Raw genomic sequence first — 14,505 nt, 5'->3', positions numbered from 1 at the left:
TTAAGTTAAGAATAAAAATCTGACTAAATTGTTTACAACGTACAATTGATGATGTAATTAAAATTTTGCTCAATACAACTCGGCAAGATTATATTTCAGTTTAACTGCCTTCAGCGCAGAAAGTGATTTTATGAAATATGATTGACTGCTTATTTACTATCTATATTTTATCAAGGGTGTTTTTTGAAAATTCATTGAAGAATTGGTATGTATAAAATTGAAATCAATCTAAATTGTAATAGATAGAATCTATAAAGTTGAAAAAATCTAAAAAATCATGCATCTTAGTTTTCTAGATGGAAAATATGTATGGCTGAAAAGACGGTAGTAGAAAAAGCAAAGAAGATTTTTGAAAATTTCCTATTGAGACAAGGAAGTAGAAAGACTCCAGAAAGATATTCTGTGATGGATGAATTGTACGCTTTGCCTCAAGATGAACATATTGATGTAGAGGGACTTTTTCTATTGATGAGAAACAAAGGATACACCATCAGTCGAGCGACGATTTACAATACTTTAGATTTGCTAGTAGAATGTGGGCTTGCGGTAAAGCATCAATTCAAAGATAAGGTTGCTTTGTATGAACAAGCTCTTACCTACAAGCACCATGATCATCATGTATGCAATCAGTGCAGAAAGATCAGAGAGTTTTCGGATGAAAGATTGAACTTAATAAAAGAAGCAATGGGAAGGGAGTTTGAATCTGCTATTTCAAGCCATTCTTTGGTATTGTATGGGGATTGTCAGATTCAAGACTGCGATAATTTACAATTTTGATTTATCCTTGAAGATTTTCTTGTATATAGGTTTTCTATATATAAACTGTAAGTATAGAGCAGGATATAGCAGTAGTGTCATCCATGAAAATGGTGCTTGGTAGGCTATTTCATCTATTATAATGCTACTTTTGCCGTCATTGATTACCCTGTGCTTATGTTGCCATTTTTTTAAGAAAAAGGGTAGTTTTATTCCTTTATCTATAAAGTAAAACTCATTTGCATCTGTATGATCCTTTGTGATTATGGAAGTCCATGTTTGCTTGAAAAAAATAAAATTCAACTCCAAAGAGACCAAGTCACCTTCATTGGATCCATCGAATCTTAGGAGCTTGACAGGTGGAAATGGAGGACTTAATTTTTTAAAAAGATTTTGGTTGAACCCCTCTTTTACTTCTAAATATGATTGTTCTACTTTTGTGGAAATAGTGATATGCTTCATACTTAAGTAAATTTATTTTCAACTGAAATGTTTGAATTTTCCTAAGTTTTGCATTTTTCCCTAGTAGAGGGACATCTAGCCAAGTGGAATACTATCCCATCACGATCTTCAAAGAGATGTAGGATCTATTCAAAATAAGTGTTATTAAAATTGAGGAAGTAAAGTTTGAAAAAGCCTCAAAAGAAAATTGAAATGCCCCCAAAAAGTATGATGCTTATCGGGGGCATATTTATGCTATCAAATTATTTTTTATTTTTTACATATTTTTCCAACCATTGATGTTGCTCCCATAAGGTGTGGAGAATGGATTCTTCAGCAGCATAGCCATGGGATTCGTGTGGAAGAAATACCAACCTGGTAGTTGCACCATGTCCTTTGAGGGCATTGTAATATCTCTCTGACTGAATGGGGAAAGTCCCTGCATTGTTGTCAGCTTCACCATGAATCAGAAGTATAGGTGTTTTTACTTTATTGGCATGCATAAAAGGAGCCATGTTGAAATATACTTCAGGAGCTTCCCAGAATGTTCTTTGCTCATATTGAAAGCCAAAAGGCGTGAGTGTCCTATTATAAGCACCTGATCTCGCAATACCAGCGGCAAAAAGATTGCTATGAGATAGTAAGTTAGCAGTCATAAAGGCACCATAAGAATGACCACCTACACCAATCCTATTTCTATCTCCAATGCCAGATTCTGCAATAAAGTCTATAGCTGCTTCTGCATTTGCTACAAGCTGTTCCAAAAAGAAGTCATTAGGCTCGAGATCTCCTTCACCTACAATCGGCATTTCTGTCTGATCCATGATTGCATATCCTTGTGTCACCCAATAGATAGGCGATCCCCAACTTAATCTGGTGAATGCATATTGAGAGCCTCTTACCTGCGATGCTACTTCGGCAGATTTGTATTCCCTTGGATATGCCCACATCAGTACTGGAAGAGGACCATCAGTATCAGGATTGTATCCTTCAGGTGTGTAGACGATAGCAGATAAGTCTAGTCCATCATTCCTTTTGTATTTCACCAATTGTTTTTTGATTCCCTTGATGGATTCATAGGGGTGCTCGAAGTTTGTGATTTGAATAGGAGCTATTCTCTTTTTGGTGTTGACTAGCCAGTAGTTAGGCTGTATATCAGTGCTTTCTTTCAGGGTGATAAATTCGGAAGCATCTGCATTCAAGACTTTTGCTACTCTTTCATAATAAGGGGCTTGGGATCTCCAGAGAATCTTTTCTGTTTTGGTTTTTGCATTGAAAGTAGATAAATAAGGCATGCTTCCTTCTGGAGAACCACCCTCACTAGTCATGAAGATATCATCACCTTTTCTCATGATTACTGATCTACCAAAATCGTTGGTTATGAAAATTGGACTTCCGGGATCATTATAGATATCGTCAGATGATCTTTCGATGATTGTACGCTTTTCACCAGGCTTGGATGGATTGATTACATTGACGATTTGCTTTCTAGTAGCTGACCATCTTTCATTGAAAAGGGCAAAGTTGTCATCTGACCAGTATATACCTCCATATCTGTATGGTGTACTGATCAATTTGGTTTTAGAGCCATTGAATGGTGCATTGAGTGTGTATACGATATCACGCTCTTCCATAGCAATCCTACCATCTCCACCATCTTGTGTTTCTACCCAATAGAGAGTAGAAGGCTTGTCAGCTCTCCAGTTGATAGACCTAGGTCCAGTCACTGTAGCATCAAACCCCGTTGGTCGAACTTCATCTAAGGGCAACTCAGCTAAAGTTTTTACATTGTTTCCTGACATATCCCAAATCTCCACATTGTAAGGGAATCTGGAGGCTGGTACTAAGTATGAGAAAGGTTTTTTGATAATATCCACCATTACATATTTTCCATCAGGTGATATACTGACGGATTTGAAAAGGCCAGGCTGACCATAAGGTGTGGCTTGACCGTTGAGGTCAATAAGCATGAGCTGTGAATCAGCAAAGTATTCGAACAATCGCTCATCGTGAGCATTTGTGAGCAAATCTTGGTAAGTTCTAGAAGGTGCTGCATTTCCCGAAGTTTCTTGAACTGTCGGACCTACTGGTGCTAGTGGTGCTTTTGGCATCTCACCTCGCTTAGGGTTTACAGCTTTAAGGAGTATTTTATTGTCTGGAGTCCAGCTGAGGGTCCCTCCCATGATATCATTGACAATTTCATCAGTCAATTTTTTTGCTTCATAACTTGTTAGATCTATCAACCACAAGCTGATTCCTGTGTTTGTAGTGTTGGTTACGGCTGCAAATTTTTCATCCTTGCTAATCGCAAACCCACCAAGTCGAGCGTTTTTAGGAAGACCTTTGATAGCATGCTCTTCCCCAGACTTGGTGATTTTGACTTTCACATTCTCAATAGCTCCAGATCTACTGGGTCCATTTGTGGCTGGGTTGATTCTCATGCCTGCAATCCGAAGTTCAGGCTGCGCTAGGTCTTCTATGGATGGATTACCGGATCTTTCTAGCAAAAGCATAAAGTCACCTGTACGGCTGAAACTCAAAGAGGGAGTAGATGGAGCTTTTACCAGTGCTGCGATCTCCTCAGGAGGTGTTTGGTATGTTTGGGCATTTTGAGCCAATGATTGTGGAATATTGATCCAGAGACCAATACATACAATCAGAGATGTACAAATTGTTTTTCGTAATAAATAGAGCATATCATAGATTCTTTTATCCGAGAAAATTACCAAATAATAGACAGTTTTTCTATATTTTTTGATTTTCAGATCATAGTCCGCTATAGGCGGTCGTATGAATGGCTAAGAATAAAAAAAGGGGTTCAGAAATGAACCCCTTAGCAATTAATTTTGGATTTAAATTACTTTCCAGTAGCACCTACTGATATCATAGCGCATCTGAATCCGATATGATTTGTTGCAGAATCTTGATGCATGAATCTTCTTGTTCCTGGTGATAGCCAATAAGCCACATCTCTCCATGAGCCTCCTTTGTATACCCTATAGTTATCATCTATTAGAGTAGTTCCATAATCTTTAGCTTCATCATAGATTCCATCTTTTCTCAAAGGGTTGAGGTCATCAAAGTCAGTGAATGATAAAGGCCTGTAGACATCTTGTACCCACTCATTCATGTTACCTGCCATGTTGTATAGACCAAAATCATTTGGTGGATAATCATAAACATTGGCAGGGATAATATCTCCATCGTTGGACACTCCACCTGCTATACCAGCATAGTCACCTCGTCCTCTCTTGAAGTTTGCAAGCATTTCACCTTGTTTTCCTCTTCTTTTGATATTATAGGGATTTCTTACACCCCTGCCATCCCAAGGATAGATTCTTCCATACTCTTGGTTTTCATCCATGTATTGAGTTCCTATCATTGCTTTGGCTGCATATTCCCATTCTGCTTCATTTGGAAGCCTATATTCTGGCATTGCTACACCTCTTTCGATGAGTTGATTCTTATTCAGGGTACTATCGATACCTTGCTTTTGTCTCATCAATTCGTTGACATATTCAGTCCTCCATTTGGTATAAGCATTGGCTTGACTCCAAGTGACACCTGCTACAGGATAGAAATTGAACCCTGGAAACCTGTAATAATATGTATCATAAACATCATTGTAAGACATGGCACCTTCCCATACCCTATCAGAAGGCTCGAGCTTACTCACTGAGTCAGCACTTACTTTTTTTCTGATGTTGAAGATGAATTCTTTGTAATCATTGTTGGTGATCTCTGTTTCATCCATGTAAAAAGAAGCAATAGTGACCGTGCGCTCCACATTGTCTCTAAATGCCATAATATCTTGTTCTTGAGATCCGATTACTGCCCTACCACCTTGTATGTACTTCAAGTTTGGACCTACCACTTGCTTTGACATCCTAGTCACCACAAAATTTGTACTGTCATTGGCATCGAAGCTAAACTGTGCACCTGTTGTTGCACTAGTTTTACCAGGCTTGGCGGCAGTACGTCTACCATATCCAGGTGTTTTATTGCAAGAAGACAGGATGCATACTGCTACAAAAAGCAGAGAAGTAGCAATTAACCCGTATTTATTTTTTCCAAAAACCATATACTTGACTGTGTTTTTTGTGCACAAATAGAACGCTAATATATAATGTATAATATCTTAACACAATATTATTTTTTTTTCAAACGATTAAAATAGACCAAACAACCCCTATTTTGACCATATGATGCAAAAATTCATTTCAAAATAACAAAATTAGTTCTGTAAGAATGTTGTTATTTTTTTCCGACTTTCATTTCGCTGAGCCATTGTTTAGCTTTTTTGATGGTGGTGACACCACTGATACTGAGAATCAATCGGTTTTTGTGTTCTTTCATTTTGCAATACTTGGGTTGTGAGCTTACGTATCTTAACACATTGCCAAACACTTCCGATTTGAAATATTTTTCTTTGTGAGACGGTAAGAAGTAACATTTCATAACTCCATTTTTGAGGGTAAGCTTTTCAAAACCTAGCTCTTCTGCAAGCCAACGTAATCTGACAGTCTCAAATAGGTCATTGACCACCTCAGGGATAGGACCAAATCTGTCTTGAATGGACTGAATATGCTTCTCAAGCTCTGTCTCTTTTTTGATGTTGTCAAGTTTGGAGTATAAGCTTAGCCTTTCAGAAATATTGCTAACATATTCTTCTGGGATCAATATCTCCATATCAGTCTCTATCACGCAGTCTTGCACTAGGATTTCCACTTTTTCAGCTAAATCTACCTCAAAGAGAGCAGCAAATTCATTTTCTTTGAGCTCTTGAACTGCTTCATCGAGGATCTTGTGATACATATCAAATCCCAGATCTGTGATAAATCCACTTTGCTCGGCACCAAGTAAATTTCCCGCCCCACGAATGTCCAAATCTCTCATGGCCACCTTGAATCCATCGCCAAGGTCAGAGAATTCCTCTAATGTTTGAAGTCTTTTTCTCGCTTCGGAGGTAAGTCCTGAAGTAGCAGTGGTAAGTAGGTAGCAGAATGCCTTTTTATTGCTTCTTCCTACCCTACCTCGCATTTGATGAAGGTCACTCAGTCCGAACATGTGTGCGCGATTGATGATGATAGTGTTGGCATTGGGAATATCAAGACCTGATTCGATGATGTTGGTAGATACCAATACATCGTATTCTCCTTCGATGAATTTGACCATGATTTTCTCCAAAGCTTTGCCGTCCATTTGTCCATGGGCACCAGCTACTCTGGCATCTGGAACGAGCCTCAGGATCATATTAGCAATGGTATCTATCTCACCTACTCTGTTGTGTACAAAGAATACCTGGCCACCTCTTCTCAACTCAAAAGCTACAGCATCTCTGATCACTTCCTCTTCAAAGCTGTGGATCTCTGTGGTCACAGGTTGCCTGTTTGGTGGAGGAGTAGCGATCACGGAAAGGTCTCTGGCACCCATGAGTGAGAAGTGTAAGGTTCTTGGAATTGGTGTCGCTGTAAGTGTAAGCACATCTACATTAAGCTTCATTTCTTTGAGTTGATCCTTGACTTTTACGCCAAACTTCTGCTCTTCATCTATGATGAGTAGCCCGAGATTTTTGAATTTAATGTCCTTGTTCACAATTCTGTGCGTACCGACTAGGATATCAATTTCTCCAGAAGTGACTTGCTTGGTTATCTCCTTGATTTCTTTAGTAGTCCTGAATCGATTGATGTAATCGACTTTTACTGGAAATGCAGCCAATCTTTCCATAAATGTCTGATAATGTTGCATGGCTAAGATGGTCGTAGGTACCAATACTGCCACTTGCTTTCTATCATTCACTGCTTTGAATGCTGCTCGTATGGCAACTTCAGTCTTACCGAAGCCCACATCTCCACAGACTAACCGATCCATCGGGTAAGGTTTCTCCATATCCACTTTTACATCTGCTGTAGCTGATGCTTGGTCAGGAGTGTCTTCGAAGACAAAAGAACTTTCCAATTCTACTTGCAAGACAGAGTCAGGAGAAAACTGGAAACCGGGTGCATTTCTTCGCTTGGCATATAACGCTATAAGGTCTTTGGCGATGTCCTTGACCTTGCTTTTTACCTTTTTCTTCTTATTATCCCACTCTGGAGAACCTAGCTTTGACATGGATGGAGCAGTGCCTTCTTGTCCAGAGTATTTGGAAATCTTGTGTAGTGAGTGGATGTTCACATAAAGCAAATCATCATCTCGAAAGACCAGCCTCACGGCTTCTTGAGATTTGCCATTTACATTTACTTTTTCCAGTCCTGCAAATCTTCCCACGCCATAATCTATGTGTACGATGTAGTCACCGGGATGTAGGGTTTTGATTTCCTTTAAGGTCAGCGCTTTGGATTTGCTAGACCTAGGTTTGGTTTTGTACCTGTGAAATCGCTCAAAAAGCTGATGATCCGTGTAGCAAGCGAGTTGAAGCGACTTATCCACAAAGCCTTCTCGCAGACCGATCATCAGAGATTGGGTCTGTAATGTGGGGTCAAGTTCTTGAAAAATATTATTCAGCCTGTTGATCTGCTTTTCATTTTCAGAACAAATGATGTTGATCCAGCCTATTTTTTCATTTTCTACTAGGTTTTGGACCAGTAGGTCGAAGTTCTTGTTGAATGAAGGCTGTGGCTGTGCCTCAAAGGTGAATACTTCAGCGTCTTTATTGTAAAATTTATGTCCAAACTCTACTTGAACAAAGGACTGGCATACCTTCTCAAAGATGTCGGCGTGATCAAACAAATCATCAGGCTTGGGAAGAAGTCTGTCAGATTTTGCAGTTTCTTGTTCATACAGCCTGGTGGCTTTTTCAAAGTTTTCATTGATCAAGTCAAGTGTAAGCTGGGTATCTTTGAACCATACCGTGGTGTCATTTGGCAGAAATTCCAAAAAAGATTGCCTTACTTCTTGGAGAAGTCTAGTTTGTACATTTGGAATGATGCTGATAGCATCTATTGGGTCTATGGAAAGCTGTGATTCTGGATCAAAGGTCCTGATGCTCTCTATTTCTCTACCAAATAGTTCGATTCTATAGGGTAAGTCATTTGCATAGGAATAGACATCAAGAATACCTCCTCTGATTGAGAATTGCCCAGGTTCATAGACAAAATCAGTCTTTTCGAAATCATAAGTGGTCAAAAGCTCAGAGATAAATTCCATATCTACATTCTCACCTACGCTTGCAGTGAATGTATGCTCTTTGAGTGAGCGCTTGTTGATTACCTTTTCATACAATGCTTCCGCATAAGTGATTACTACCTCATCCTTTGTCTGTTTTTCAGAGATTTTATTTAGAATCTCTGCTCTCATGAGGATATTGGCATTTTCTACTTCTTCAAAATGATAAGGCCGCTTATAACTAGAAGGAAAAAGTAAGGTATTGTTTCTCCCAAGCAATTCTTGAAGGTCTGAATTTAGATAGGCCGCTTCTTCCTTGTCGTGTGCGATGATCAAATGAAATCCACCCAGTTGTTTGAATATAGTGGTAAACAAGATCATATCTAAGCTTCCTGCCAGCCCTTTGACTTGGAATCTTCGATTTCTTCGGTATTTTAATTTCTCAGAAAAGTGCTTTACAAAAGGATCATTGTTGTAAAGCGAAAGGAAAGCAGTTTTATCCAAAACGATTGGGGATTGTGATGTTCGATTCTTTGGCAAGTTAGGAAATTGAATTGTTTCTTGCCACAGGATATTTTTTTGATTTGATCAATTCATTATTAACTTTTAAAATACCTTCATAGATCTATCCTTCAAATGCGAGCAATTCTGCTCTCTCCCAATACTTGTCTCTGAGGTACTTGAAGAGTGTCCTGTATTTTTTTCGATTCGCATTGATCTTAGATTTCAAATATCTTGAACCTAAGTGGAATTAAAATGTTTAGAGAATAAGATCAATTTTGTCATGAAAGAAAATCAACAAACCTGGTTTCAGAAACTCGAAAATCTTCATCCTTATCAGACAATGGTGTATTTGGGAATGATAGGAAGTGGTTTGATTTTCTTATTTCTTACAGTAGCATTTCTAGCATCTGGATATGGGGGTTTTCCTTCCATGGGTATCAAATTACCAAAATCTTTTGTGATCAGTACTTTTGTAATCATGCTTTCAGGATATACAGTATCCAATGTTTCTTTGCATTTTAGAGAGGAGCGTTTGAGAAAATTGAAAAACAATCTGTTTACTACCTTTTTGCTGGGAGTGATATTCACTGTATTGCAGTTTTTGGGTTGGTTAGAGCTAAAGCAAATGGGAGTAGATTTCAAGGGACTTCCAAGTGGTAGTTTTTTGTATGTATTGAGTGGTATTCATGTTTTTCACTTGGTAGGAGCGATGATTTTTGGGCTGATTATGGTGCTACAGTATGGTCGGAGAGAAAAGGACCAAGTGGGACAATTAATCATGCTTACCAATCCTTTCGAAAAAATGCGCATTTCACTGTTTGCGACCTATTGGCATTTTATGGACCTGATTTGGTTGATGTTATTCTTGGTTTTTGTATTGTCATTTTGATCTTTTCAGTTTCTTTTTAGGTAATTTAGCCTTATTCTTAAGAAAATAAACCGATTTCTATCCGATAACGTACAGTTTCGATAGTAAAACACCGTGGAGTAAAAATTATGGAAAACAAAAATTATGAAATCAACATCAACCCAGACTGGATCAGAAAGTATCTCAAGAAGATCATTCTAGGTATCGCTTTGCTGGTGCTATTTGCCACAAGCCTTCGCACTGTAGGGCCAGAAGAGGAAGGAGTGGTGATACAGCTTGGAGAGTACAATAGGACAGTGCAGCCAGGGCTAAATTTTATCATACCTTTTGGCATAGAGCGAATGTACAAGATCCCTGTGCAGCGACAGCTTAAGCAAGAATTTGGATTTAGGACGACCAATTCGAGTCAGCGCTCTGACTATGCCAAATCTGCCTATGGGGATGAAAGCATGATGCTCACAGGAGATCTTAATCTGACGGATGTGGAATGGGTAGTGCAGTATAGGATCACAGATTCTTATAAGTTCTTGTTCAGGGTAAGAAATGCAGAAAAGACACTTAGAGATATGTCCGAATCTGCCATGAGAAAGATCGTAGGGGATAGAACGGTCAATGAAGTCTTGACAGTGGGAAGGCAAGAAGTAGCTTCCAGTGTAGAGGTATTGCTACAGCAGATGTGTGATGAGTATGAAAATGGCATACGCATAGACCAAGTGGTGCTACAAGATGTAAATCCACCAGAGCCTGTAAAGCCATCTTTCAACGCTGTCAATCAAGCCCAACAAGAAAGAGAGACACTAATCAACCAAGCAGAGGCAGAATACAATCGTGTAATCCCACGTGCCCGTGGTGAAGCAGAGGAGACAATACAACTGGCGGAAGCATTTGCCCTGAATCGGGTCAACCGAGCTATTGGTGAAGCAGAGAGGTTCAATGCACTATACGATGCATATGTCAAAGCGCCAGAAGTGACCAAGCAAAGAATCTACCTAGAAACCATGGAGCGTGTGCTTCCAAAGATTGGAAACAAGATCATCGTAGACGAAAAAGGTAATAATGTATTGCCACTATTGAACATTGACAAAGTAAAAGCCCCAACTAAATGAGAAAGAATAGAATTGGATATATAGTACTAGGAGCTATTGTGGCTTTGCTGCTTTTCAATAGCTATTTTATCCTTGATGAGACACAGCAGGCTATCGTGACACAATTTGGTAAGCCTGTGGGTGAACCAAGAACTAGCCCCGGAATCAACCTGAAGACACCGTTCCTTCACAAAGTACAATACTTCGACAAACGCTATCTTGAATGGGATGGAGACAAGAATCAGGTTCCAACCAAGGATAAAAAGTTCATCTTTGTTGATACTTATGCCAGATGGGAAATCACCAATCCACTTCAGTTTTTTATCAGGCTGAGAGACGAGAGGTCTGCCCAATCAAGACTAGATGATATCTTGGATGGTGAGACTAGGAATGCTATCGCTAGCCACGATCTTCTTGACATCGTACGTTCTTCGAATAGAGACCCGGAGATCACAGAGGATTTTATGGAGGAGATAGAAGTGCTAGAAGATATCTCTGTGGGAAGAGATAAGATTGAAAAGATCATCCTAGAAAAAGCCAACCAACGAACCACTGACCTAGGCGTGAGGATACTGGATTTCAGGTTCAAAAGAATGAACTATGTGGATGAAGTAAGAGATAGGGTTTATGATCGAATGATTTCAGAGAGAAATAGAATCGCAGATCAGTTCAAATCAGAAGGTCAAGGCCGTGCAAGAGTCATAGAAGGGAATAAGGAGAGAGATTTGGCACAAATACAATCAGAAGCATTCAAAGAGGCAGAAGAGATCAAGGGTCGCGCAGATGCAGAAGCTACCGAGATCTATGCTAGGGCTTATAACAAAAACAGACAATCAGTGGAGCTATATAAATTTGTCCGCTCGATGGAAAGTTTCGAAAAATCTATGGACGAAAACACCAGCTTAGTGCTTTCCACAGACTCTGAGTTCTTCAGGTATTTGAGGAGGTTAAATTAAGCGCGTGATAAATAAATGATTATCTGCAATTATGCTTCGGGCTGTCATAGCTTGAAGTACATTGCGGATAATCTTTATTTGATTCTTTTTTGTGGTTTTTTTGAAAATTATTCAAGATGCTACCTTCTTCTCTAAAACGGCTCGAATATGCGTAGTGCAGGATTTCTAAGCTCCAAACTATCAAATTGCACTGCCATTTATTAATTGTTATATCGCACACTTTTAGCACTTTAACCACATCACGTGTATTTATTGTTGTGGGTAGTAGTTCTTATATATTTCAAATAATCTTTTTTTAGCATCAAGTGCAAATCCATTCTTTGGTTCTACAGAAAGCCAAAAATTAACTTTACCAATAAGTGATTCAAGATAATTGGATTTCCTTATTTTTTTCTTTTTTATGTGAGACTCAAAGCTATATTTAAAAATAAAGTGAAGTTCTTGTCTCAAATTCCGTTTATATTCTCTAGGGATTTTTATTTCCTTTTCAAGTACTGAAATCCCTGTAACTATCCTTTTTCTGTTACTTTTATACAAACGGGTCTTGGCTTCATTTAAATCGAATCCTTCTTCCTCGATTATCACTTTAATGTACTCAATAAACTTGGCAGGAATATTTTTCCCAGAAAAGGTTAAATCGTCAGCGTACCTTGTAAACTTTAGATTATACTTTTTAGCTAAGTTTATCAACCTCTTATCCAATTGTTTTGCAATAATATTACTTAAAACTGGACTTGTTGGAGCTCCTTGTGGTAAGCTCTCCTCATAAGAACATATTGACGCTAAATAAAAAGCTATCTCATTCGGATACCCCAAAGATTTAAAGACATAAATAATTCTATTAATGTTTATTGATGGGAAAAAATCTTTTAAGTCAAGTTTTAACAGTTCATTTTGCCCTGCGTGTAATGTTGCATTAGTAATAATTGACTTTTTATGAGCGAAGCCGTGTGCACATGGATTAATCGAAACATTTTTTAAGATATTATTAAAAATCCAATATTGCATTTCTAACAATGCAGGAAATGGTGTTGTAATTTCACGAAAACCGCCACTACGCTTTTTTAATTTAAAGCTCCGGTAATGATTATTTGGTGCATTTACAACTGATGCAAGATAAAAAGGTTGTCTCCCTAATAATAATGCTAAATGATTAAATTCAAAAATAATAGGCGTTCTGTTTTCCAGAAGTTTAGTAATGTAGTTAATGTACTTATCAGAAATTTCTTCTGATAAACCTCTGTTTTTAAAAAACGTTTTCCACTTATTTATCTCTTTTTGTTTTGACATATTAGTTAATAAAAAAAGAAGGTGGTCAAACAACTTTCTATTCGCAGCTCTCACAATAAACAAAGTTTTATTGGAGTTCGCTCCAATAAAACTTTGTTTATTGTGAGCGAAACTAGGCTTTGCCTAGTGAGCTGTCAAAAATCGCGATTTTTGACCGAGGTTAAATATAGCCTTACCTCTCGGAAGCGACACCGCTTCCTTAATGCTTGTTTCTATTCCACCTTCTTTATTTTTAATATTTCAGCCGAAACATTAATGATGTTCGGCAAATATGGGGAATTAATTTCAATTTTCTCTTGAATAAACTCAGGAGGTATATTTGAAAATTTCCCTTTGTTTTCATTTTTATGGAAGAGTTGTTTCAGAATAATACTCCGTCCCTCTTCGGTTAAACTAAGTTTGTCATTTTCATACTTTAAGATTCCTTTGCTCTCATATTTCTCAATGAATAAGAACATATCTTCAGGCTCAATTGAATATCTAGAATAAAAAGTAAAAGCAAATAAACCCTTTATACTTTCATACAAATCTTTAAGCATTTTATTTTCAAATGTCTTCATTTAAAAGCCTATTTCAAATCTTGTTAAAACAGTTTTTCTTTCTTTTTCTTCTTTATCTTTCAACCACCAAAATATAGGGAACACAGAGTTTGGTGTATTCCCATTACAGCCTTCCATAGTATACAAGGCTTCTGCTCCTCCATACCCAAAAGAATAATCGTATAATTCTTTTTCATTAATAAATTGAGCCAATTTAAGTTCTAAATCAAGCATTAAATCTTCTACTTTACTTAATTCATTTCCTTTGTAATATTCAGATATTCCTCGTTCAAGTTGCAAAGGGCAAAATATATCAATTCCATCATTAATTAACTCATCAATAGATTCTTTTATTCCAGCAATAAAACAACATTTTAGCTTAAATGTCCCTTTTATATTTTTATTTAAATAGTGAACCCTATTTCTTAATGTTTTACCACTACCAATAAATTCATCAATAATTACAATTTCTGTTTTACCGCTATTATAGTTCTTAATACTCTTTCCAAATGTATTTACGGTTTTAATTGACCTCCAACCTTTTTTAAATATCGGATGCTTAATATTGTCAAGAATTTTCTGCCCGCTATCTGCTTCATCATCGTATGTCAAAGAAAGTAACTGAGTTGTATTCTCAGTAAAACCAGTATCATTAATTATGTAATCTGATAAATCATTTAATAGAAGATTAAGAGTCTCATTATCTAAATAGCTAAACCGCTCTAAAAGAGAAAAAATCAAATCTTTTGACTCTACATCATCACAAAAATCAATCAACTCCTTGAGTTCATCCTTTTTGGTAATTAACCATTTCTGTTTGATATATAAGTTAGTTAATTTATGATATTCGTCTTTCTTCTTTCGCATTCTCTAATATAGAATAATTTTTCGGTTTGGCACTTCGCCCATTACCCACAACTTTAGATATGAATCCCTTAAGCTTTCTGAAAACCATTTATCAA

11 protein-coding genes are annotated in these 14,505 nt (G+C 37.5%); 4 read left to right on the top strand and 7 right to left on the bottom strand.

Annotated features, from left to right (window positions below):
- The first annotated feature begins 309 nt into the window (after positions 1–309).
- On the top strand, positions 310–777 hold the full coding sequence (locus MM214_RS07370) for a Fur family transcriptional regulator (RefSeq protein ID WP_241293896.1): 468 nt from the start codon (positions 310–312) through the stop codon (positions 775–777).
- Here the strand turns inward: MM214_RS07370 and MM214_RS07365 are convergent.
- The 4 genes from MM214_RS07365 to mfd all read right to left on the bottom strand — a co-directional run bounded on the left by MM214_RS07365 (position 766) and on the right by mfd (position 8,805).
- Positions 766–1,218, bottom strand: coding sequence for an SRPBCC family protein (locus MM214_RS07365; protein WP_241293893.1), 453 nt, complete (start codon positions 1,216–1,218; stop codon positions 766–768). The genes MM214_RS07370 and MM214_RS07365 overlap by 12 nt on opposite strands.
- 242 nt (positions 1,219–1,460) lie before the next feature.
- Positions 1,461–3,893 (bottom strand): alpha/beta hydrolase family protein, encoded by a 2,433-nt coding sequence (locus MM214_RS07360; protein WP_241293891.1) that lies wholly within the window; start codon positions 3,891–3,893, stop codon positions 1,461–1,463.
- A 161-nt stretch (positions 3,894–4,054) separates the two neighbouring features.
- Entirely contained in the window at positions 4,055–5,278 is a 1,224-nt protein-coding gene (gldJ, locus tag MM214_RS07355; protein WP_241293887.1) for a gliding motility lipoprotein GldJ, read from the bottom strand.
- Between the two features lie 173 nt (positions 5,279–5,451).
- Positions 5,452–8,805: a transcription-repair coupling factor gene (gene mfd, locus MM214_RS07350; protein ID WP_241293884.1), complete on the bottom strand. Its 3,354-nt coding sequence runs from the start codon at positions 8,803–8,805 to the stop codon at positions 5,452–5,454.
- A gap of 280 nt (positions 8,806–9,085) precedes the next feature.
- On the opposite strand from mfd, the gene MM214_RS07345 reads away from it, so the two are divergent.
- From MM214_RS07345 to hflC, 3 genes are all read left to right on the top strand, one after another.
- Entirely contained in the window at positions 9,086–9,694 is a 609-nt protein-coding gene (locus MM214_RS07345; protein ID WP_241293880.1) for a cytochrome c oxidase subunit 3, read from the top strand.
- Positions 9,695–9,801: 107 nt separating this feature from the next.
- Positions 9,802–10,779 (top strand): FtsH protease activity modulator HflK, encoded by a 978-nt coding sequence (gene hflK, locus MM214_RS07340; protein ID WP_241293877.1) that lies wholly within the window; start codon positions 9,802–9,804, stop codon positions 10,777–10,779.
- A complete protein-coding gene (hflC, locus tag MM214_RS07335) occupies positions 10,776–11,714 on the top strand; it encodes a protease modulator HflC (protein WP_241293874.1) in 939 nt (312 codons plus the stop codon). Before hflK ends, hflC begins: the two co-directional genes overlap by 4 nt.
- Before the next feature lie 249 nt (positions 11,715–11,963).
- On the opposite strand, the gene MM214_RS07330 is transcribed toward hflC, so the two are convergent.
- The 3 genes from MM214_RS07330 to MM214_RS07320 all read right to left on the bottom strand — a co-directional run bounded on the left by MM214_RS07330 (position 11,964) and on the right by MM214_RS07320 (position 14,410).
- Entirely contained in the window at positions 11,964–13,058 is a 1,095-nt protein-coding gene (locus MM214_RS07330; RefSeq protein ID WP_241293871.1) for a retron St85 family RNA-directed DNA polymerase, read from the bottom strand.
- A gap of 158 nt (positions 13,059–13,216) precedes the next feature.
- Positions 13,217–13,564, bottom strand: a complete 348-nt coding sequence (locus MM214_RS07325) for a hypothetical protein (protein ID WP_241293868.1) — start codon at positions 13,562–13,564, stop codon at positions 13,217–13,219.
- Positions 13,565–14,410, bottom strand: a complete 846-nt coding sequence (locus MM214_RS07320) for a phosphoribosyltransferase-like protein (RefSeq protein WP_241293865.1) — start codon at positions 14,408–14,410, stop codon at positions 13,565–13,567.
- Positions 14,411–14,505 lie beyond the last annotated feature (95 nt).

Source organism: Belliella kenyensis (assembly GCF_022549675.1).
Lineage (GTDB): Bacteria > Bacteroidota > Bacteroidia > Cytophagales > Cyclobacteriaceae > Belliella > Belliella kenyensis.
The sequence above is the reverse complement of the archived record's forward strand: the minus strand, read 5'-3'. Positions and strand labels throughout refer to the sequence as shown.

Bases quoted from the DNA above. Each gene is read 5' to 3' on its own strand.
- MM214_RS07370 (WP_241293896.1), top strand. From the start codon at position 310: ATGGCTGAAAAGACGGTAGTAGAAAAAGCAAAGAAGATTTTTGAAAAT.
- MM214_RS07365 (WP_241293893.1), bottom strand. From the start codon at position 1,218: ATGAAGCATATCACTATTTCCACAAAAGTAGAACAATCATATTTAGAA.
- MM214_RS07360 (WP_241293891.1), bottom strand. From the start codon at position 3,893: ATGCTCTATTTATTACGAAAAACAATTTGTACATCTCTGATTGTATGT.
- gldJ (WP_241293887.1), bottom strand. From the start codon at position 5,278: ATGGTTTTTGGAAAAAATAAATACGGGTTAATTGCTACTTCTCTGCTT.
- MM214_RS07345 (WP_241293880.1), top strand. From the start codon at position 9,086: ATGAAAGAAAATCAACAAACCTGGTTTCAGAAACTCGAAAATCTTCAT.
- hflK (WP_241293877.1), top strand. From the start codon at position 9,802: ATGGAAAACAAAAATTATGAAATCAACATCAACCCAGACTGGATCAGA.
- hflC (WP_241293874.1), top strand. From the start codon at position 10,776: ATGAGAAAGAATAGAATTGGATATATAGTACTAGGAGCTATTGTGGCT.
- MM214_RS07325 (WP_241293868.1), bottom strand. From the start codon at position 13,564: ATGAAGACATTTGAAAATAAAATGCTTAAAGATTTGTATGAAAGTATA.
- MM214_RS07320 (WP_241293865.1), bottom strand. From the start codon at position 14,410: ATGCGAAAGAAGAAAGACGAATATCATAAATTAACTAACTTATATATC.